Origin of the sequence: Pseudomonas chlororaphis (assembly GCA_001023535.1) — a bacterium.
In the GTDB taxonomy this organism is placed as follows: Bacteria; Pseudomonadota; Gammaproteobacteria; order Pseudomonadales; family Pseudomonadaceae; genus Aquipseudomonas; species Aquipseudomonas chlororaphis_E.
In genome coordinates this window covers 162,952-182,562 of record CP011020.1, presented here as the reverse complement: position 1 = coordinate 182,562, position 19,611 = coordinate 162,952, and the positions used below count along the sequence as shown (strand labels likewise).

The following is a 19,611-nucleotide window of genomic DNA, read 5'->3' as shown; positions in this document are numbered from 1 at the left end:
CGATGAGGATGTTGGGATGGGTCGGCGTCACTCGGCTGCGGATGGCCTGCGACCGTTTACCGCCTGTGGCCAGGCACTGGTACGAGCAGTGGTGTATTCGTGACGAGCGCCAGGCGTGCGAAGTGAGTTGCTCGACCTTGAGCGACTCAAGCGGGTTGACACCCGCTTTGGTCTGGCAGCGTGCCAGATCAACGAATGGCTCGATCAGCCTGGCGGGAGATTGGCGCTCGATCATATTCGGTTCTTTCATCCAGGAAACGCCCGACGATGAAATGTCCAGGTATTTGCTGGGCGAAGCGCAGTTGGCGTTGGTCAACCATGTGCTTGAGACTATTGGGCAATCTCCCGTCACCCTCTTGACCGACGAACCGTCCTGTCCCTTTTCCACTGTGCTCAATGCTCAGGTTCTGTTGCAACTGCGCATGGGCTCATCGACGCTTTATCTGTCGCTGGATGCAGCGCTGTTCAATGCCGCCCTTGAGCCGTCGGCTCCCCGCAAGCCTTTGATCGAACGCAAGCAAGCGTTGGGCAGCGCCCGAGTGAAGCTGTCCGTGCGCCTTCCCTTGGCCAGTCTCTCCATTGGGGAGATGAGAGACCTGCGCCCGGGAGATACCTTGCGCGCTGGCGCATTGTTAGCCGATCCGGTTTCGTTACAACTGGCCGAAGGCCCCGTAGTGGCCGGCGGATACCTGGCCAGGCAGCACGATCATCTGGCCGTGCAGTTGATTTCCCATGAATAAGTCAGGAGTTTTGGTGTGACCGCAACAGTAGATGCAATTGAATTGGAAGAGGCCGCGGCCGTGGTCAATGCCGGACAGTCGCCGTTGATCAAACGGGACATGAATCTGATCAAGCACGTGGTTGTAGAACTGGTGGTTCAGATCGGCAACGCGTCGATGAGTGTGGATGAATTGTTCGCGCTCAAGGCCGGTGATGTCGTCAGGTTGTTGGAGCAGGTTCACGAGCCTGCGTCGCTGTGCCTCGATGGCAAACCTGTTGCGCGAGGCAACCTGGTGGCGGTGGATGATAATTTTGGCATTCAGTTGACGGAAATATTGTGACACCTGAAACCGTAGCCCAACCTATGGGATTGCCGTTGCGGCAGGACGATCCACTGTCGTTCATTCTGATGATCAAGGTGATGTTGATCACGGCATTGTTACTGGCAGTAGTTTACCTCGTCATGCGCTGGTACGCGCGACGTCATGTGACCCCTCTAGGCACTTCACTCAGTCCGGTCGACTTGCAATGCGTACGTGCGTTGCGATTGTCAACCAAGACCAAGGTGTACCTGCTCAAGACAGAAACCTCGCAGGTTCTGGTCACTGAGTCCTCCAACGGCGCCACAGTGACCATCCTGTCGCCACATTCCCCAACTTCCCCGTTGGATGCTCGCTCTTGAAGTATTCGTCATGACTCGCCGGTTGCTGTTTATCGTGCTCAGTTGCTTTTCCTGTGTCGCGACCGCGGCAGATGATTTCTCTGAATGGGGAAGCTTGCACATCAACCAGATCCAATCACCGGTCAGCGTCGTGGCGTTGCTGACGGCGCTGTCGTTCCTGCCCTTCCTGATCATCGCCCTGACCACATTTACCCGCAACATCGTGGTGTTGTCGCTAACCCGGCAAGCATTGGGATTGCAGCAGACGCCACCGAATATCGTCTTGATCGTGCTGTCGATGTTCCTGACGCTGTTTGCCATGGCGCCAACCCTGGAAAAAGCCTATGACGCAGGCATCAAACCGTTCCTGGCGAACAAGGTGGGCCTCGATGGCGCAGCGCTGCAAGGCTGGACGCCGATACGTGATTTCATGATCAGGCAAACCCATGAAGAAGACCTGCGGCTGATCTATGAATTGGCCAAGGCTCCGCTGCCACAGGAGCCAGAGGGGTTGTCCCCGGTAAAGCTGGTGCCGGCCTTCATGCTGAGTGAGCTGAAGCTGGCCTTTCAGATCGGCTTCATGATTTTCCTGCCATTCCTGATCATCGATCTGGTCGTAGCGTCCATCCTGATGTCCCTGGGGATGATCATGGTGCCGCCCATTACCATCTCCTTGCCTTTGAAAATCATGCTGTTTCTGTTGATCGACGGCTGGGGCCTGATTGCCCAGACGTTGATGCGCAATCTCGGGTAGGCCACGGGTGGAACCTGTCGTGGCCAGGGATGGCATCAACAGTGACGGCGATCATGAGCAAGTCTTGTGGCGCGATTGGCTGGACAGCAAGGCAGAAGTAGCCAGGAGCCGGCTGTTCTTTTTCTACGGCCAATGGCTGCGGATGGTTGTCGGACTTTTGTATTCCCGTTATCCGCACCCCCTGGCGGAGTGGGGGGATTATGTGAATCTGGCTTCGATTGGCTTGCTGCAAGCCATTGATCGGTTCAATCCCGAGCTCGGTACCCGCTTCCAGTCTTATGCCGAGCCCTATGTGAAGGGTAACGTGCTCAAGGGGCTGTCTTGTTATGTGAGCGATCAGCGTCGTTACTACCGAGAACGGCTGGAGAGTATTTCAGGGGCGCAGGAAGAGGGGCGTATTGAGCCCGATCTGGAGCAGGTGGCGAACGTCGCTATCGGCTTGGCGTTCGGGTTGTTCCTGGAGTCCGGGATCGTTGACCAGGAGCCGGGGAACAACAATCCGCTCAGCCTTTACGAAGCGGAGCGTGAGAGCGATGCGCTGAACGAGTGCGTGAAGCTGCTTTCGGCGAATGAACGGCAAGTCATCCAGGGGCATTACCACCAGCATCTGAGTTTCACGCAAATCAGTGAACTCATGGGCATCTCGAAATCGCGCATTTCACAATTACACGCTCAGGCACTGAGAAACATTCGGTTGAACCATGAACGGTTGATGGCGGGAGGCAACTGGTAATGTCGATGGAGCGAAAAGTGTTCTCGAAAAGAACTTCAGGCGCCTTGGCTACCTTGCATTGACCGCTACCGCCATTGCCTAATACACCTCGGTCAACGGCGTGGGAGCATCGCCGGAGATTGTGAAACAACCACTACAAAAAGAGCAATCAATTGACGTTACAGCACAGAACACCGCCTCTCGAACCTGCTGAGTTATCGATCTCGAGCTCATCGCAATCGTTCGACACCGTAACAGGGGCGATGAAAAAAACTCAGGCGTACGGGCTCGTTAATCTGCTGCCATTGCTGATTGGCGCGTTGGCTTTCTTCCTGATCATCGGTCCGCGTGTGCTGGACCCGCAGAACATCGCCTGGTTGGGGGACGGTGATCCGGCAACTCACTATCTGGGCTGGTTGTTTTTCAGGCACTCGCCCTGGTCGTTCCCCATTGGCCTGAATCCAGCCTATGGGCTCGAACTGAGCAACAGCATTATCTTTTCGGATTCCAATCCGCTTTTCGCTTTCCTGTTCAAGCCGTTTTCGTCGATTCTTCCCGAGACTTTTCAGTATTTTGGTCTCTGGCTGCTGACTTGTTTCTTGCTACAGGCCTGGTTTGCCTGGCAACTGGTGGGCCTGGTCACGCCCAATATTGCTATCCGTGCCCTCGGTGCGGCGCTGTTCGTTGTTGTCCCGCCCATGATCATGCGTATGACCGTACACCTGTCTCTGGGTGGGCATTTTCTGGTCCTTGCGGCGCTGTACCTGAATCTCCATCCGGCATTGCCCAGGAGACGCCTGGCCTGGGGCATGTTGTTGGCGGCGGCTGCGCTGGTCCATGCGTATATCCTGGCAATGATTGCGGTCATCTGGCTGGCCGACCTGGCCGCCAAATGCTTTAAGCGCAGCCTGACCATCGGTATGGCGATCGTCGAGCTGGGTGTGCTGTTTTGCGTAGTGACCCTGTGTTGCTGGCAGGCCGGGTATTTCACAGTGGAGCGTGCCGGGATCATTTCCGGCGGGTTTGGTCTGTTCCGTGCAAACATCCTGACCTTGGTCAATCCGCAGAACTGGTCCCATGCCTTGAAAAATCTTCCGGCGGCGTTGGGCGACAGCGATGGTTTCGCGTTTCTCGGGTTGGGCCTGATGATGCTGGCGATCTGTGCCTTCGCCGGATGGTTACGCGGCAGCACAGGCCTGGGAGCTGCGCTGCGTAAGCGGCCCTTGCTCGGACTGGCGCTGTTCGGGCTGGCCTTGTTTTCATTTTCAAATCACATCGCGATCGGCTCGTTCGAGCTTGTGTACCCGCTGCCCCCGGAAGTGATTTCCATTGCAAACATCTTCCGTGCATCGGGACGAATGTTCTGGCCGGTTTATTACGCAGTGATCTTTGCCATTGTTTTCTTGGTCATTCGCGCCAATACACCCGGCGTCGCAATAGCCTTGCTAGGAACGGCGTTGCTGATTCAGGTTGTCGACACCCATGGTGGTTGGTCGGACGCCAGGAAGAAGTTTATGGCCAAGCCGTCATCTGAATGGGCGACGCCCTTTGTCGACCCGTTCTGGAAAAACGCTGCATCCCATTACCAAAAGGTGCGGTGGATTGTGCCGCAGAACCTTTCTCTACATTGGATTTCGGTTTCTGCCTATGCCGGGCTCCATCACCTGTCAACGGATGCTGTTTATCTGGGACGAATGAGTACGGAGCAGTGGCGACTGTCTGATGCAAAGGCGTCCCTGGCCCTGGCTTCGGGCAAGTACGACCCCGACTCGCTGTATCTGATGGATCAGCGAGCAATGTTGCGCGCTGTGGGGAACGTTGACACATCGTCCGATCTTTTCGCCCGGATTGACGGTTTTACCGTGCTCGCGCCGGGCTGGAAACAGTGTGGCAGTTGCCCCCAGTTGGCCAACGAGCAGACGCCGATAAATGCTGTTCCCTCCCTGGAGCCCGGACAGACCGTGTCATTTAACCTAGGTGATTCCGGTGCAGCTTATATGGCTAAAGGCTGGGCTGATCCGGAGCAGTGGGGGACCTGGTCCGAGGGGAGCGAGGCGCAAATGGTATTTCGAGCATCGGCATCCGTGCGCTCCATCCGTCTGGGCGTCTCGGCGTTTCTTGCGTCCGGTCATGCACAGCAGAAAGTTACGATCCTTATCAATGGCATAGAGGCTTCCACCTACACCCTTGAAAAAGCGGACGGCAATGTACTCGATATACCGGTGACATCCCTGATGCACCAGCGCGCCGCAGAACAAGGATTCTCAAGAATGCAGCTGTTGCTTGCCGATGCGATCAGCCCACAGCAACTTGGCTTGAATGATGATGCCCGGGTGTTGGCGATAGGCTTGAGGTCCTTGAGCGTCGAGTAGTGTGGAGTGGCGGCTATCCTGGTCCGGCCCGGGCCCTGGAAAAATCAGCTCGCCGACGCCTGGACGCCCCAGCGGCACCCGCTATGCTTCGGCGATGGCCTCTGGCCATTTACCCTGAACACTCCATCGATTTCATGGCGACAGACGAGACGTCAGCTTGTCATCGCCTTTGCTGAGACAACCCATGAATAAATACAAGAAAGTGGCGGCAATTGCCTGGGGCGTTTGGTTGGGTTGCGTTGGGCAGGCCGGGGCGTTTCAGCTCTCGCCGAGCGGTACCGAGGCCGAGCGGGAGATGGCCAAGAAGTATGGGGTTTCCTATAAGGCGTCGGTGCCTCTCATGAGTTTCGCGCTGCACAGCTTCGGCGATTCCGCCCATGAGGCCTTGACGCAGAAAATCTATGGGTGTGACGGGGATTGGCAGTATTGCAACAACCCCAACCTCGAAGATGCCGGTGCGTATGTCATTGCCGGTGTTCGCTGGAACGACGATCCGGTGTTCATGCCCAGCGCCGAAGATGCCAAGACCAAGGGGTGCGATGGTCGTTATTCGGTGGGGTTCATTTCCCAGACCCGGTGTTGGGTGAACCTTTTCGAAGAGGCAGAGGACAAGAGCGCCGTGGACCCGATGGCCTTCATGGGCACGGGAAACTACATCGCACGTTCGCATTTCGGCGACCTGCAGTTTCTGCATGCAATGGCTTCCCAGGAGGGCGATCCCGCAGAGAAGACCAAACGGGAGATCATGATGTGGGCAGAGTTCGCCTGGGGGGTTGCGGATGGTACTTACCCCATCAATACCTACTTGAAGGACATCAGGATCGACGGCTGGGACCAGCATTTCAATAATGGGCAGACCGTGCAGGACCTGTTTGCCGTCGGCCGCCCCTGGCTGCGTACCAACGTGGACAAGGTGGCCTTGGGCAGCCTGTTGCACCTGGTGGAAGACAGTTTTGCCGGTGGCCATGTCCAGCGCCGGGAGGAAATTCTCGGCGACAAGTGCATGGACGGTACCCAGGCGGTCCTGGCCCGCATCGAGGAGTTCCATTCCTACGCCAGGCAGAACCACACCAAGCACAAGGACGCCGACGCCAGTGCGGTGGCCAGGCTCATGCTGATGAAACATGAGCCTGACGTGGTGGACGCCGGCAAGAAGCTGCGAGGGTTTGCCGTCGATGGCAAGAAATGGGCGGACGTCAGGCCCTATCTGGATGAGTGTGTGTTTGCCCTGGCGAAGCAGACCAGTCCGGCGTCGGCGGGGGATCAGTACAAGTAGACCCTCGCACCTTCAGTCCAGGTCTTCAGCCCGATGCCGCTCCGGCACCTGGCTGGCCTCATCACCCCAGGTCCGGTTGACACGTTGTCCACGCAGGACGGCGGGGCGGTTGGCGATGGCTTCGGCCCAGCGTTGCACGTGGGTGTAGCGCTGGGCGTCGAGGAATTCGGCGGCCGAATAGACGTTGTTGCGCACCAGTTGGCCGTACCACGGCCAGACCGCGATGTCGGCGATGGTGTAGTGGTCGCCGGCCAGGTACGGGCTTTCGCCCAGGCGGCGGTCGAGGACGTCGAGTTGGCGCTTGGTTTCCATGGTGAAGCGATTGATCGGGTACTCGAGTTTTTCCGGTGCGTAGGCGTAGAAGTGCCCGAAGCCGCCACCCAGGTAAGGTGCCGAACCCATCTGCCAGAACAGCCAGTTCAGCGTCTCGGTGCGCCCGGTCGGGTCGGTGGGCAGGAAGGCGCCGAATTTTTCCGCCAGGTACAACAGGATCGAGCCTGATTCGAACACGCGGATCGGCGGTTCCACGCTGCGGTCGAGCAGGGCCGGGATCTTCGAATTGGGGTTGATCTCGACGAAGCCGCTGGAGAACTGATCGCCTTCGCTGATGCGGATCAGCCAGGCGTCGTACTCGGCGCCCGTGTGCCCCAGGGCCAGCAGTTCCTCGAGCAGGATGGTGACCTTGACCCCATTGGGCGTGGCCAGGGAGTAGAGCTGCAGTGGCTGCTTGCCCGTCGGCAGGGTCTTTTCGTGGGTCGGCCCGGCGATCGGGCGGTTGATGCTGGCGAACTGGCCGCCAGATGGGGCTTCATGAGTCCAGACTTTGGGCGGAACATAGGACGCTTTGCTCATAGGGACTGACCTCCTGGGTGGTTGGCACGCGGGCGTGCCGATCCCCAGAGCTTACCGCTTTTCGCCCATGATTCGCGCCACTTCGCCAGATGCCTTGAGTTGTTCGAAGGCGCGCTGGGCCTTGGCGACGATGTCGTCCGGGGTGCTCAGGCTGAAGGCCAGGTAGACCCGATGGGGCTGTTCGTCGAGGGAATAGACCTCTTCCAGGCTGTTGAAGTCCACGTGGGTATCCTGGCTCATCAGGCGCGCGGCGTTCTCCGGCATCGGCAGCAACTGGATCTGATGGTTCAGCAGTTTCTGGAAGTTATCGTGATTGTCAGCCGACACCACCAGGCGGGTGAAGCCGCGCTGTTGCAGGTAGATCTGCTTGGCGTCGTTGCGTACCACCCCGATGCTGTACTGCTTGGCATCGTCGAGGACCTTGACGGCGATGCTGTCATCGCCGCGAAGCTTGTAGAGCTTGCTCGGCACCCGGAGGATCTCGCCCACCCATTTGAACGACTGCTCGCGAGCCGGCGTGCGGTCCAGGGGGAAAATCAGCACGTTGGGTTCGTGCAGCGCCTTTTCGTAGGCTCGGGCCCAGGGGTAGAGCAGCACGCTGTAGTCGTTGAGGGCCGCGCCCTTGAGGGTTTCTTCGGCGATCTGCGTGCCGGGCCCGGCCACCTTGTCTTCACGCAGGTAGGCGTACAGGGAATCTTCGGTCACGACTTCGATGGCCCCGGCCTGGCTTTTCAGGCTGAAGAGGGCGAGGAGCAGGCATAAGCAGAGTGTCAGGCGATTAGGCATACAGACCTCGTTGGCCGCGTGGTGTTAAAGAGCGACGCAATCGCGCCCCTGGTGTTTGGCCCGGTACAGCGCTTGGTCGGCACGCTGCAACAGTTGATCGAAGTGGTCCATGCTCTCGGGGTCCAACTCGGCGATGCCGATGCTCAGCGTGACGAAGCGCGAGACGCTGGAGCCGCTATGGGGCAGCTCACGCTCGGCCAGGCTGGCGCGCAGCCGATGGGCGGCTTCGCTGGCCTGCCGGGCGTCGACGTTGGGCAGCACCACGACGAATTCCTCGCCGCCCAGGCGAGCGGCCAGTTCACCCGAGCGGCCGAAGACGCTGCGCAGGGTTTCGGCGATCTGCTTCAAGCACTGGTCGCCTTGCATGTGCCCGTAGGTGTCGTTGTAGATCTTGAAGAAGTCGACGTCGCACATCAGCACCGCAAGTGGCGTCTTGTGGCGGATGGCCCGGCGGAATTCGACCTCCTTGAGTTCGTCGAAATAGCGTCGGTTGGCCAGGCCCGTCAGGGCGTCGTGACGCGACAGGGCTTCGAGCGCCTGGTTGGCGGCCTTGAGTTCGGCGGTCCGTGCCTCCACCAGTTGGGCCAATTGGTCGCGGCTGGCGGCGAGGGCCAGTTCATCGGAACGCTGGCGTTCCAGGTGGGCGTGGAGGTTGTCCTGGAGTTCGTTGACCTGGCATTCGAGCAGGCTCAGCTCGTCCTGGCGGTGCACCGCCCGTTGCAATCGCAGGTGGCGCTTGAGGGTCTGTGGCGCGACTTCGCCCAGGTGACGGGCGATATGGACCACGTGCACGGTCACCAGGCGGTTGAACATGGTCATGACCAACCCGGCCAGCAGCAACGACTGGATGACCTGGGTGATGACGATGCTGCGGGCTTCGTCCCAGAGGCGTTCCCACAGCAGGCGGTTATCGCCTTCGATGGTCAACTCGCCGACCTTTTCGTGCGCCCCGGCGTAGGGCTGTGCGACGAGTTGGCGATGCAGCACCGGCGCGGCACCGGAAGACTCGACGGTGTATCGGTTGAGTTCGATGATTTCCGGCGGTTGGCCCGGCCGCACGATGTTCAGTACCACGCGCCCCACTGGCGCGGCCGTCGCGACGCTGGCGATCTGCTGGTCGAGGGATTCACGGTCCATTTCCCAGATGGCGTGGGCCAGGGTGTTCTGGAACACCTGGTCGATCAGCACCAGCTCCGAGTTCATCTCCGCCAGGTTGTTCTCCCAGGCCAACCAGGTGCGCCAGGTGACCATCGCCAGGGTGAAGACCAGGCTGAACAACAGGGTCGCGAGCACCAGGCGGCGGCCGAGGGAACTGAATGCCCCGGTACGCGGTTGCGCGCTGGACACGGCCCTGAAGTTGCCGGTCATGTCATAGCCATTTGCGAACGATGGCATCGTAAACACCGTTGCGGCGGATCGCTTCCAGGCCGGCCCGGAACTTCTCGACCGTCTCGACCGGCGTGTTGCGGCTGAACGCCATGTTGAGGCCTTCGCTGCTCAAGTCGGGTAGCGCCAATGAGCGGATCAGCACTTTGTCCGGGTCTTCGCCGTTCTGGCGGGTCAGGTACAGGGCGTTGAGTTCGTTGGAAATCCACAGCTCCACGTGGTCGACCTTGAGCTTGCGGTAGTTGTGCTCGTATTTGGTGCTCGACTGCAGCTCCTCGCCGATGCGAAAACCTTTCGACACTAGGTATTGCTCGCCAACGTCCTGGTTGACCGTGGCGATCTGGTGACCATGGGCGTCGGCCAGCGAGTTGAGTTTCACCGGGCGGTCGGCCAGCGAGTAGATGTACCACTGGGTCGGCGCAATCGCGCCGACCCACTGGAACAGTGATTCACGCGTGGGGGTGCGCACGATGGAATAGATCAGGACGTTGCTTTCATTGAGCGCCAGCTCATACGCGCGGGCCCAGGGCATGGGATGGATCGGTGCGTCCATGCCGACTTCCTTGAGCACCGCCTCGACCACTTCGGTGCTCATGCCCGTCACCCGGCCATTTTCCGTCATGTTGTAGGGCGGCAGTTCCTCGGTGACGATGCGCAGCGGGGCCTCGGCCGCGCAAGCGTTCGCAGCCAGGGCCAGCAGGACACCACACAACAGGCGGTTAAGCGCAGAAAGCATCGATCATTACCCTAAGTAACCCGCAAGGCCTGGTCAGGCCCAAGCGTTATCACTTAACGCTCATCAGGCTATCGGCGGGTTTGGCAGCGGCTTGAGCGTAACGGGCCGCTGCCTGGGGGCTGCGCCTGACGATGGGCTCAACCGTCGAGCAGCGTCATGGTCGCGGCTGCATAGCGGTCGCCCGCCACCGCGCCCTCGGCGGTGAAGATCCCGTCCAGCCGTGCCAGCTCGTCAGCGCTCAAGGCAATCGAGCTCGCCGCCACGTTGCTTTCCAGGTACTTGCGTTGCTTGGTCCCCGGGATCGGGATCAGGTATTCGCCCTGAGCCAGGACCCAGGCCAGGGCCAATTGGGCGGCGCTGATGCCCTTGTCCGCGGCCAATGCCTTGACCCGTTCCACCAGGGCCAGGTTGTGGTTGAAGTTGTCCGCCTGGAAGCGTGGGTTGGTGCGGCGATAGTCATCGGCGGCAAAATCCTGCGCGGACGTCTGGGTGCCGGTCAAAAAGCCTCGGCCCAGCGGGCTGTACGCGACGAAGGCGATGCCCAGGCGCTGGCAGGTCTGGAGCACGCCATTGCGCTCCGGTTCCCGTGACCACAACGAGTACTCGCTTTGCACGGCCGCCAGCGGATGCACGGCATGGGCGCGCTGGATGGTGTCGGCGCTGGCTTCCGACAGGCCGATGTGGCGGACCTTGCCGGCCTTGACCAGCTCGGCCATGGCGCCGACGGATTCTTCCACCGGCACCTGCGGATCGATGCGGTGCTGGTAGTAGAGGTCCAGGTAATCCGTTTGCAGGCGCTGGAGGCTGCCGTCGATCGATTGCCTGATGTACTCGGGGCGGCCATTGACGCCACGGGCATGGGGATCGCTGCTGCGCACCAGGCCGAATTTGCTCGCCAGGTAAAGACCCTCGCGCTTGCCCCGCAGCACACGCCCCAGCAGCGCTTCGTTGGTGTGCGGCCCATACATGTCGGCGGTGTCGAACAAAGTCACGCCCAGCTCAACGGCGCGGTGGAGGGTGGCGATGGCTTCCTGCTCATCCACGCCCGTGGTGTAGAAATCGGACATGCCCATGCAGCCCAGGCCGATGGAGGAAACGTGGGGGCCGTGATGGCCGAGTTGACGGGTGTTCATGGTGAGGTTTCCCTGGTGTTGAATGACGAGTTCAGTGTCCAGTAAACGGTTGGGTGGATAAATCCGTGATTATTGGTTTAACTATTCGTCATTTCTAAACAGTGAGCCCGATGATGGATCGACTACAGGCCATGCAGGTGTTCCGGCGTATCGTCGAGCTGGGCGGCTTTGGCAAGGCGGCCGACGACCTCAAGCTGCCGCGCGCCACCGTCAGCCTGTTGATCCAGCAACTGGAAGCGCACCTCGGGGTGCAGTTGTTGCACCGCACCACCCGGCAGGTGCGCGCAACGCTCGACGGCGAGGCCTATTACCAGCGCAGCGGCCAGTTGCTGGACGACCTCGACGACCTGGAAAGTTCGTTGTCGGTGCAGCGCAGCCAACCCCATGGCACGTTGCGCGTGGACATGCCCATTGCCTTTGGCTGCGCCTGGATCGTGCCTCGGTTGCCGGCGTTCTATGCGCGCTACCCGGCGTTGCAACTGGACATCGGTTTCCATGACTGGCAGGTCCACCTGCAACGCGAAGGCGTGGATTGTGCAATCCGCGCCGGCAACATCGTCGACCAGGGCTTGGTGGCGCGGCCCATCGTGCGCCTGCCACAACTGACCTGTGCCAGCCCCGGCTACCTTGCCCGCGCGGGCACGCCCCAGGTGCCGGAGGATCTGGCGTCACACCGGGTCATCCGGTTCGCGTCCGGCAATGGGCGGTTCTTTCCGTTCGAATTCGAAGTGGCGGGGCAGGTGCACGAGAGGCAATTGCCTGGTGAGCTGACCGTCAACAATGCCGACGCCTATGTCGCGGCCTGCGAAGCTGGCTTCGGCTTGATCCAGGTGCCGCGCTACCACGTTCAGCGGCAGTTGGCCGAGGGCACGCTGGTCCAGGTGTTGGGTGAGTACCCGGTGCCGCTGTGGCCGATCTCTGCGGTGTACCCGCCCCATCGACAGCTGTCGCCACGGGTGCGGGTGTTTATCGACTGGGTGGTGGAGCTGTTGCAGGGTGTCGCCGATGAACAGGGTGCGGTGATGGAGAGGATCTAGTCGACGTCACGGCCGCGGCCAGGCATGAACATCGCCTGGCCACGCCGGCCATCAGACGATGTCGTCGATGAGGATGTGTCGCTCGCCACGGCTGCACTGCTCGATCCGTGCCTGCACCTTGTAGACCTGGCGCAGCATCGACTCGGTGATCACCTCATGGCTCGGGCCGCTGCCCTGGGTGGTGCCGTCGGCAATGACCAGCACCTGGTCGGCAAAGCGCAGCGCCTGGTTGAGGTCGTGGATGGCAATGAACACGATGACCTTGCGCTCGCGGGCCAGGGCGCGCATGAACTTCAGGACCTGGACTTGCCGGTGCATGTCCAGGGCACTGGTTGGCTCATCCATCAGCAGGATTTCCGGTTCACGCACCAGGGTTTGTGCAATCGACACCAATTGCTGCTGTCCGCCGCTGAGCTCGCCGAGGTTGCGAAAGGACAACCCGGTGATGCCGAGCGCGGCGAGGATGTCGTCTACCCGTCGCAGTTCATCGTCGTGGACGACCCAGCCTTGGGTCAGTTGTTTACGCGCCAGCAGCACCGACTCGTACACCGTCAAGCGAGCGCTGGCATTCAAGCCCTGGGGCATGTAGCTGATGCCTTGCGGTCCTTTTTCCGAGTCCTGCAGCACCACCTGACCGGGGCCGTCGATCAGGCCGGCCATCCGTTTGAACAAGGTGGATTTGCCCGCCGCGTTCGGGCCGACCACCGCCACGACCTGGCCGCCGACAAAGGCCGCGGTGGTGACGCCCTCGATGACGGTGCGCTGGCCGTAGCGGGCCCCCAGGTTGTCCAGTTGGAGCTTCACCATGTGTTTTTCTTCCCGCCCAGGATCAGTGATATGAAGAACGGCACGCCGATCAACGACGTGACCACGCCGATGGGAAAGATCGCGCCGGGAATCAGGGTCTTGCTGACCACCGAGCTGGCGGACAGGATCAATGCGCCGGTGAGCAGGGACGCCGGCAGGAAGAACCGTTGGTCTTCACCGATCAGCATCCGCGCGATGTGCGGCCCGACCAGCCCGATGAAGCCGATGGTGCCGACGAAGGCCACGGGGAACGAGGCGAGCAGGCTGACCATGATCAGCGTTTGAAAGCGCAGGCTGCGCACATTGACGCCGAAGCTTGCCGCCTTGTCGTCGCCCAGTCGCAACGCCGTCAGGGCCCAGGCGCGCCTGGCGAAGATCGGCAGGGTGACGAGGATCACCAGGCAAATGACCCCCAGTTTTGGCCAGGTGGCCTTGGTCAGGCTGCCCATCGTCCAGAACACCACGGCCGCCACCGCTTGCTCGGTGGCGAAAAACTGCACCAGCGCCAGCAGGGCATTGAAGGTGAAGACCAGGGCAATGCCCAGCAGCACGATGGTTTCGGCGGTGACGCCGCGGCGCATGCTCAAAAAGTGGATCAACAGGGCCGATAGCATCGCCATGATGAAGGCGTTCAGCGGCACCATGTACTGCGCCGCCAGGGGAAACAACGCGACGCCGAACGCCAGTCCCAACGCGGCGCCGAAACCGGCGGCCGCGGAAATACCCAGGGTGAACGGGCTGGCGAGGGGGTTGTTGAGGATCGTCTGCATCTGTGCGCCGGCCAGGGACAATGCCGCGCCGACCGCGACGGCCATCAAGGCCACCGGCAGGCGGATGTCCCACATCACCACCCGAACTTGCGGAGACGCGCTGTCCGGCGACAGCAGGGCACCGAGCACCTCTTCGAGGCTGTAGCGCGCCGGCCCGAGGGCCAGGTCCAGCAGCACGCTGCCCATCAGCAACACCACCAGCGCGCCGAGGATCAAGCGTTTGCGCAGCACCAGGCGTCGATAGGTTTCCCGCTGGACCTCCAGGGTCTCGTTCATCGAGCTCATGGCTGGGCCTGCGGGGCGTGCAGGCTGACGAAATAGCCCGGTTCGTACGGCACCGGCAGGAATCGCTCATGCAACTCGCGGAAGGCGGCATCCGGGTCAAGGTCGGCAAACAGGTCCGGGTGAAACCACTTGGCCAGTTGCTGGATCGCCACGAACTGATAGGGGCTGTTGTAGAACTGATGCCAGATGGCGTGGAACGCCTGGTTGTCCTGGGCCTTGATGCCCGCATAGGCCGGGCGTTGGGTATACCACGCCAGTTTGCGCCGCGCCTGGGCCATGTCCGCGCCGGGGCCGACGCCGACCCAATGGCCGCCAGGGGCGAAGGCTTCCCAGTTGGCGCTGGTGACCACCACCTGATCGGGGTTGGCGACAATCACCTGCTCGGCGTTCAACTGGCCGAACGTGGTGGGGATGATGCCTTTGGCAATGTTGTTGCCACCGGCCAGCTCGACGAACAGCCCGAAGTTCTCGTTGCCGAAGCTCAGGCAGCAGTCATCGGTGTAGCCGCCGATGCGCTCGATGAACACATTGGGACGGGCAGGGTGGCGGGCTTCAATCACATCGGTCACGCGCCGGATCTGTTGGTTGCGAAAATCGATGAACGCCTCGGCCTGCGCTTGCTTGCCAAACAATTGGCCGAACAGGCGCATGGTGGGCTCGGTGTTCTGCATCGGGTTATTGCGGAAGTCGACGTAGACCACGGGAATGCCCAGCGCGTCGAGTTTCTCGATGTAGCGGGCGTCCTCGGTGGCGTGTTGGGCTTCGATGTTGAGGATGATCACGTCCGGGCGTTGGGAGATGGCCTGCTCGATGTCGAAGGTGCCGTCCTCGAAGCCGCCAAAGGTCGGGATCCTGGCGATGGCGGGAAACTTGCGCAGGTAGGCGCCGTAGGTGTCCGGGTCGGACTGGATCAGGTCCTTGCGCCATCCGACGATGCGTTCGAGGGGGTTCTGGGTGTCCAGCGCCGCGACCAGGTACAACTGCCGCCCTTCGCCCAGGATCACCCGCCGGACCGGAAGGTGGACCTTGACCTTGCGCCCGAGCAGGTCGGTCACGGTGCTCAAGGCGGGCGCCGGGTCGGCGGCCAGGGCTTCGCGCGGTGCCAGTGAGCCTAGCGAGAGGCCCAGCAGACCTGTGAACAGCAACGCGGCGAGCGTTCGGGTGCGGCGAAAAACGGTAACCATGGTTTATGCCTTTACAGAAGCCAGGCCGGACAACGACGCCTGTCGTTGCGACGGACCGGACGTTTCAGAAATCAACGGTGGCCGACAGCAGCAGGGTGCGCGGCGCCCCCTGGGAAAACGCGCCGTAGGAGGCGACTCCCGACCAGTACTCGCGGTCGAACACGTTCTGCACGGTGGCGCGCAGGGTGGTCGGCCGTTGCGCGATGCGCGTGGTGTAGCGGGCACCGACGTCGAAGCGGGTCCAGGCATCCAGCGCCTGGGTGTTGGCCTGGTCGACGTACTGGCGACTGGTGTAGATCGCGCCGCTGGTCAGCGTCAGGCCTTCGATGCCGGGTGTGTCCCACTCCGCCCAGAGATTGGCCTGGACTCGCGGAACACCCACCGGTGTGTTGCCACGGTTGGCGGCGACGCGGCTTTTGGTCAGTTGGCCATCCAGCAGGGTCGTGCCGGCCAGCAGGCGCGTGCCCCGGGCGATCTCGCCGGCCAGGTTCAGCTCGACGCCCCGGTTGCGTTGTTCGCCCTGGACCGAGAACACCCCGGAGGCCAGTTCTCCGCTGGGCTTCTTGATCTGGAACAGCGCCAGCGTGGCCATGAAGCTGTCGTAGTCGAGCTTGAGCCCGACTTCCTGCTGCCGGGAAACGTAGGGCGAAAAAACCTCGCCTGCGTTCGAGGCGGCGGACGGCGCGATGTCGCCCTTGCTCAAGCCTTCGACGTAGTTGTAGTAGAGCGAGACATGCTCCCAGGGCTTGGCGACGACGCCGAACAGCGGCGTGTTGTTGCCTTGGTCGTAGTCGGCGGTGACCGCTCCCGTGGCGTTGTAGTTGTGCGACTCGATGGTTTGTCGGCGCAGGCCGGCGGTCACCTGCAGGCGCCCGTCGAGCACGGACAGGGTATCGGCGAGGGCGATGCCGGACAGTTCGCTCGCGGAAACCTTCGGCGTGCTCGGCTCGGCGATCGAAGGCTTGGGCCGGTCGATCGGGTGGTAGATGTTCGACAGCAGCGGCGCGCCGGAATTGATGCCCCGGGACAGCTCATCGCGGTAACGGCTCGCTTGCAGCACCGTGCTGTGGCTGACCGGCCCGGTGTCGAAGCCCAGTCGCGCGCCGATGTCGACGGTGTAGCGCTGGACTTTGAATTTGTAATAGCCGGGAATCGAGGAGGTATCGCCAGCGGCATTGATGAGGGTTGGAGTCTGGTCCGACAGACGTTCGACCGCCGATTGGCCGCCGCCGGCGTGGGCGAACACCGTCAACGCATCGCTGAGGTCATACTCGCCGCTCAGCAGCGCGGACCGGTCCCGGGTCTTGGACCGGCCCCAGTCTTGGCTGACACTGGTGCGTCCGTTGGCGGCGGACGGAATCTGTACGCCCGGCGCGATCAGGAAGGGCCGGGACGCGGCGTCGAGCTCTTCTTGCTGGTCGATCAGGTCCAGCGTGGTCCGTAGGCGTTCTCCCTGGTAGTCCAGGGAGAGGGCGACGATCCCCAGGTCCCGGGATTGCTGGTCGATGGCCGTGTCCCCTTGCTGGAGGCTGCTGTTGAGCCTGACGCCGAACCGGCGTTCCTCGCCGAACCGACGGCTGACGTCGAGGTGGCCGCCCAGTTGCGAGTTCATCGCGTAGCGGCTCGTGAAGCGGGTCAGGTCCTCGTCGAGCGGCCGCTTGGGCACCACATTGATCACGCCACCGACGGCGCTGTTGGGCGACATGCCGTAGAGCAGGGCGCCCGGGCCCTTGACCAGTTCGATGCGCTCGGCGTAGTCGGCGAACACCCGGTAGTTGGACGCCACACCGTAGACACCGTCGAATGCCAGCTCGCCGAGATTGCCTTCCCCTACCGGAAAACCACGGATGAAGAACGAGTCGACGATTCCGCCTGCCTGCCCGGTGGAGCGCACAGAAGAATCACGTTCGAGCACATCGCCAACGGTGACCGCCTGCTGGTCCTTGACCAGGGTCGAGGTGTAGCTGCTGATGCTGAAGGGGGCGTCCATCGCATCCTTGCTGCCCAACAGGCCGAGACGCGCACCGCGAGCGACCTGGCCGCCGGGGTAGGTTGGCGGCAGGCTGTCGACGGGCTTGCCCAGGGTCTCGATGTTGATGGGCGGCAGCGCTACTCGACGCAGCACCAGGGTATAGCTGCCATCGTCGCGCCTGATCATGTCCACGCCACTGTCGGCCAGCAGACGGCCCAGGGCTTGCTGGGTCGTATACGTGCCGGACAGCCCGGGGCTGAGCAAGCCTTCGGTGATTGCCGGCTGGAACGACAGGGCCACACCGGCTTGCGCGGCAAAACTCGACAAGGCGGGGCCGAGCGGGCCGGGCGCGATATTGTAGGCGCGGACTGCGACCGTATCGAGTCGAGTCGGCGGGGCGGCCAAGGCCAGCGACCCGCTGTCCGCGCCCAGGACCAGGCCGAGCAACACACTGCGAAAGACGGGCTTGGTCAGACGATCCGGACGCCGGGGCCGCGCAACAAGCATGGATGGATGACCCTATGGACGAGGAAAAATGGTTATTCCTTTCTTTGCCAGCCGAGGCGAAAAAAAGTATCACCCTCGCGATGATTTTTTTCGTCGGGTCAGGCGGGGGAAAGGGTCACCCAGTAGCCGCTCAGGTGGCCGCTGACCAGGATCGGGTAGGTTTGCACCAGCATGTTCAACGTGCGTTGCGTGTCACTGACCGGGAAGGCGCCGGAAATGCGCAGCCCGGCGATGGCCGGGTCGCAGCGCAGGAAGCCGCGGCGATAGCGCGCCAGCTCGCTGACGAAATCCGCCAGGCGCATCTTGTCGACCACCAGCATGCCTTGGGTCCAGGCGCTGGCGTTGCGATCGGTCGGGGTCAGTTGGCCAATGTCATGGCTGGAGAAATCGGTGCGCTGCCCGGCCGCGACGATCAACGGCGCCTGCTGGGTGCTTTGCGCCAACTCGACCCGCACGGCGCCGTCGAGCACCGCCAGGTGAGTGCGCGCCTGAAGCTCGCGGACGATGAACTGCGTGCCCAGGGCCTGCATCCGACCCTGGCCGGTGTCGACCCGGAACGGGCGGGCCAGGGCGGCGGTGTCCGGGGCGGTCTGCACCAGGATTTCCCCTTCGCGCAGCCTGACAAGGCGTTGCCGGGTGTCGAACAGCACGTCGATGGCCGAGTCGGTATTGAGGGTGATCCGGGAACCGTCCGCCAGGCTCAATTCGCGGCTCTCGCCGACGGCGGTGCGGTAGTCGGCCGACCATTGCTGCTGTTGCGCGAGTTTCCAGGTGCCCCACCCGGTGGGCACTGCCGCCAGCAGCAAGGCCAGCTTGCCGAGCGCCCGGCGACGGTCGGGGTGGCTGGGGCGGTCCAGCGTCGACATCGCCAGCGTCGCCGGTAACCCGCCGAGCTTGCTTTGTAGCAACTGCGCGCGGTTCCAGGCCCGATCCCGCTCGGGGCTGCTGACTTTCCAGCACTCCCATTCGGCGCGCTCGGTGTCGCTGAGCTCGCTTTCGCTCAAGCGCATCAGCCACTCGGCCGCCTCCTCGAGGACCTTGGGGTCCAGGGGCGGCTCATGGCGATGGGTCAGCATTCATTCCACCAGCATCAGGCACTGGATGAAGGCGTGCTTCATGTAGCGCTTGACGGTGATGAGCGAGATGTTCAACTGTTCGGCGATATCGTCGTACTTCAGGCCGCCGATCTGCGACAGCAGGAATGCCCGGCGGACCAGCGGGGCCAGGCTGTCGAGCATGGCGTCGATTTCGTGCAGGGTCTCCAGCACCATCCAGCGCAGCTCGGGCGATGGGACGTCCTGGACGGGCAGGTGCGCGAGGGCTTCCAGGTAGGCGCGTTCGAGGGCCTTGCGCTGGTACCAGTTGATCAGGATGCCCTTGGCCACGCAGCTCAGGTAGGCCCGTGGCTGTTCGATGGTGGTGACCTGGGACGCGAGGATGCGGGTAAAGGTGTCCTGGGCCAGGTCCGCTGCATCCATGGCGTTGCCGAGCTTTTTCTTCAGCGTGGCGTACAGCCAGCCGTGATGACCGGCATACAGCGCCTCGATCACGCGCAGATGGTTGTCGTTGTTCGCGGGCAGGGATTGGCTCATGGCTGCAGTTTTTTGCAATTGAGAAGTATTCCCAATGCTAATTGACAACCCGCCTGCGACGCAAGCGTG

19 protein-coding genes are annotated in these 19,611 nt (G+C 62.0%); 8 read left to right on the top strand and 11 right to left on the bottom strand.

What is annotated here, in order from left to right; translation table 11 throughout:
* The first annotated feature begins 2 nt into the window (after positions 1–2).
* The 7 genes from VM99_00785 to VM99_00755 all read left to right on the top strand — a co-directional run bounded on the left by VM99_00785 (position 3) and on the right by VM99_00755 (position 6,495).
* Complete coding sequence (locus tag VM99_00785; protein ID AKJ96661.1) at positions 3–740, top strand: flagellar motor switch protein FliM; 738 nt, start codon at positions 3–5, stop codon at positions 738–740.
* 36 nt (positions 741–776) lie between these two features.
* The gene (locus tag VM99_00780; GenBank protein AKK01651.1) at positions 777–1,061 is read left to right on the top strand and encodes a flagellar motor switch protein FliN; all 285 of its coding nucleotides are present in this window, start codon (positions 777–779) and stop codon (positions 1,059–1,061) included.
* Entirely contained in the window at positions 1,058–1,402 is a 345-nt protein-coding gene (locus VM99_00775; GenBank protein ID AKJ96660.1) for a hypothetical protein, read from the top strand. The genes VM99_00780 and VM99_00775 overlap by 4 nt, the downstream gene beginning before the upstream one ends.
* A gap of 10 nt (positions 1,403–1,412) precedes the next feature.
* A complete protein-coding gene (locus VM99_00770; GenBank protein AKJ96659.1) occupies positions 1,413–2,135 on the top strand; it encodes a flagellar biosynthesis protein flip in 723 nt (240 codons plus the stop codon).
* Positions 2,136–2,142: 7 nt separating this feature from the next.
* Entirely contained in the window at positions 2,143–2,868 is a 726-nt protein-coding gene (locus tag VM99_00765; GenBank protein ID AKJ96658.1) for an RNA polymerase sigma factor, read from the top strand.
* Between the two features lie 242 nt (positions 2,869–3,110).
* A complete protein-coding gene (locus VM99_00760) occupies positions 3,111–5,219 on the top strand; it encodes a membrane protein (protein AKJ96657.1) in 2,109 nt (702 codons plus the stop codon).
* A 184-nt stretch (positions 5,220–5,403) separates the two neighbouring features.
* Positions 5,404–6,495 carry a hypothetical protein gene (locus VM99_00755; GenBank protein AKJ96656.1) on the top strand — a complete coding sequence of 364 codons (1,092 nt, stop codon included), beginning with the start codon at positions 5,404–5,406 and terminating at the stop codon, positions 6,493–6,495.
* 12 nt (positions 6,496–6,507) lie between these two features.
* Here the strand turns inward: VM99_00755 and VM99_00750 are convergent, their stop codons facing one another.
* From VM99_00750 to VM99_00730, 5 genes are all read right to left on the bottom strand, one after another.
* Positions 6,508–7,347, bottom strand: a complete 840-nt coding sequence (locus VM99_00750) for an S-transferase (GenBank protein ID AKJ96655.1) — start codon at positions 7,345–7,347, stop codon at positions 6,508–6,510.
* A gap of 51 nt (positions 7,348–7,398) precedes the next feature.
* Positions 7,399–8,133 (bottom strand): ABC transporter substrate-binding protein, encoded by a 735-nt coding sequence (locus VM99_00745; protein AKJ96654.1) that lies wholly within the window; start codon positions 8,131–8,133, stop codon positions 7,399–7,401.
* Positions 8,134–8,157: 24 nt separating this feature from the next.
* Positions 8,158–9,501, bottom strand: coding sequence for a diguanylate cyclase (locus tag VM99_00740; GenBank protein ID AKJ96653.1), 1,344 nt, complete (start codon positions 9,499–9,501; stop codon positions 8,158–8,160).
* A gap of 1 nt (position 9,502) precedes the next feature.
* The gene (locus VM99_00735; protein AKJ96652.1) at positions 9,503–10,255 is read right to left on the bottom strand and encodes an amino acid ABC transporter substrate-binding protein; all 753 of its coding nucleotides are present in this window, start codon (positions 10,253–10,255) and stop codon (positions 9,503–9,505) included.
* A gap of 137 nt (positions 10,256–10,392) precedes the next feature.
* A complete protein-coding gene (locus tag VM99_00730; GenBank protein AKJ96651.1) occupies positions 10,393–11,388 on the bottom strand; it encodes an aldo/keto reductase in 996 nt (331 codons plus the stop codon).
* Positions 11,389–11,501: 113 nt separating this feature from the next.
* Between VM99_00730 and VM99_00725 the strand changes: the two genes are divergently transcribed.
* Positions 11,502–12,425: a transcriptional regulator gene (locus VM99_00725; protein AKJ96650.1), complete on the top strand. Its 924-nt coding sequence runs from the start codon at positions 11,502–11,504 to the stop codon at positions 12,423–12,425.
* A gap of 51 nt (positions 12,426–12,476) precedes the next feature.
* Here VM99_00725 and VM99_00720 read toward each other — a convergent pair whose 3' ends face one another.
* From VM99_00720 to VM99_00695, 6 genes are all read right to left on the bottom strand, one after another.
* A complete protein-coding gene (locus VM99_00720) occupies positions 12,477–13,232 on the bottom strand; it encodes a ferrichrome ABC transporter (protein ID AKJ96649.1) in 756 nt (251 codons plus the stop codon).
* The gene (locus tag VM99_00715; protein AKJ96648.1) at positions 13,226–14,287 is read right to left on the bottom strand and encodes an iron-siderophore ABC transporter permease; all 1,062 of its coding nucleotides are present in this window, start codon (positions 14,285–14,287) and stop codon (positions 13,226–13,228) included. Before VM99_00715 ends, VM99_00720 begins: the two co-directional genes overlap by 7 nt.
* Positions 14,284–15,471, bottom strand: a complete 1,188-nt coding sequence (locus VM99_00710) for an ABC transporter substrate-binding protein (GenBank protein AKJ96647.1) — start codon at positions 15,469–15,471, stop codon at positions 14,284–14,286. The genes VM99_00715 and VM99_00710 overlap by 4 nt, the downstream gene beginning before the upstream one ends.
* Before the next feature lie 64 nt (positions 15,472–15,535).
* The gene (locus tag VM99_00705; GenBank protein AKJ96646.1) at positions 15,536–17,950 is read right to left on the bottom strand and encodes an energy transducer TonB; all 2,415 of its coding nucleotides are present in this window, start codon (positions 17,948–17,950) and stop codon (positions 15,536–15,538) included.
* Between the two features lie 98 nt (positions 17,951–18,048).
* Complete coding sequence (locus VM99_00700) at positions 18,049–19,026, bottom strand: histidine kinase (GenBank protein ID AKJ96645.1); 978 nt, start codon at positions 19,024–19,026, stop codon at positions 18,049–18,051.
* Positions 19,027–19,542, bottom strand: a complete 516-nt coding sequence (locus VM99_00695; protein AKJ96644.1) for an RNA polymerase sigma factor — start codon at positions 19,540–19,542, stop codon at positions 19,027–19,029.
* Positions 19,543–19,611: the final 69 nt, after the last annotated feature.

What these genes read in the sequence shown, in the direction of transcription:
- VM99_00785 (AKJ96661.1), top strand. Translation starts at nt 3, where the DNA reads ATGAGGATGTTGGGATGGGTCGGCGTCACTCGGCTGCGGATGGCCTGC.
- VM99_00770 (AKJ96659.1), top strand. Translation starts at nt 1,413, where the DNA reads ATGACTCGCCGGTTGCTGTTTATCGTGCTCAGTTGCTTTTCCTGTGTC.
- VM99_00760 (AKJ96657.1), top strand. Translation starts at nt 3,111, where the DNA reads ATGAAAAAAACTCAGGCGTACGGGCTCGTTAATCTGCTGCCATTGCTG.
- VM99_00755 (AKJ96656.1), top strand. Translation starts at nt 5,404, where the DNA reads ATGAATAAATACAAGAAAGTGGCGGCAATTGCCTGGGGCGTTTGGTTG.
- VM99_00750 (AKJ96655.1), bottom strand. Translation starts at nt 7,347, where the DNA reads ATGAGCAAAGCGTCCTATGTTCCGCCCAAAGTCTGGACTCATGAAGCC.
- VM99_00745 (AKJ96654.1), bottom strand. Translation starts at nt 8,133, where the DNA reads ATGCCTAATCGCCTGACACTCTGCTTATGCCTGCTCCTCGCCCTCTTC.
- VM99_00740 (AKJ96653.1), bottom strand. Translation starts at nt 9,501, where the DNA reads ATGACCGGCAACTTCAGGGCCGTGTCCAGCGCGCAACCGCGTACCGGG.
- VM99_00735 (AKJ96652.1), bottom strand. Translation starts at nt 10,255, where the DNA reads ATGCTTTCTGCGCTTAACCGCCTGTTGTGTGGTGTCCTGCTGGCCCTG.
- VM99_00730 (AKJ96651.1), bottom strand. Translation starts at nt 11,388, where the DNA reads ATGAACACCCGTCAACTCGGCCATCACGGCCCCCACGTTTCCTCCATC.
- VM99_00725 (AKJ96650.1), top strand. Translation starts at nt 11,502, where the DNA reads ATGGATCGACTACAGGCCATGCAGGTGTTCCGGCGTATCGTCGAGCTG.
- VM99_00720 (AKJ96649.1), bottom strand. Translation starts at nt 13,232, where the DNA reads ATGGTGAAGCTCCAACTGGACAACCTGGGGGCCCGCTACGGCCAGCGC.
- VM99_00715 (AKJ96648.1), bottom strand. Translation starts at nt 14,287, where the DNA reads ATGAGCTCGATGAACGAGACCCTGGAGGTCCAGCGGGAAACCTATCGA.
- VM99_00710 (AKJ96647.1), bottom strand. Translation starts at nt 15,471, where the DNA reads ATGGTTACCGTTTTTCGCCGCACCCGAACGCTCGCCGCGTTGCTGTTC.
- VM99_00705 (AKJ96646.1), bottom strand. Translation starts at nt 17,950, where the DNA reads ATGCTTGTTGCGCGGCCCCGGCGTCCGGATCGTCTGACCAAGCCCGTC.
- VM99_00700 (AKJ96645.1), bottom strand. Translation starts at nt 19,026, where the DNA reads ATGCTGACCCATCGCCATGAGCCGCCCCTGGACCCCAAGGTCCTCGAG.
- VM99_00695 (AKJ96644.1), bottom strand. Translation starts at nt 19,542, where the DNA reads ATGAGCCAATCCCTGCCCGCGAACAACGACAACCATCTGCGCGTGATC.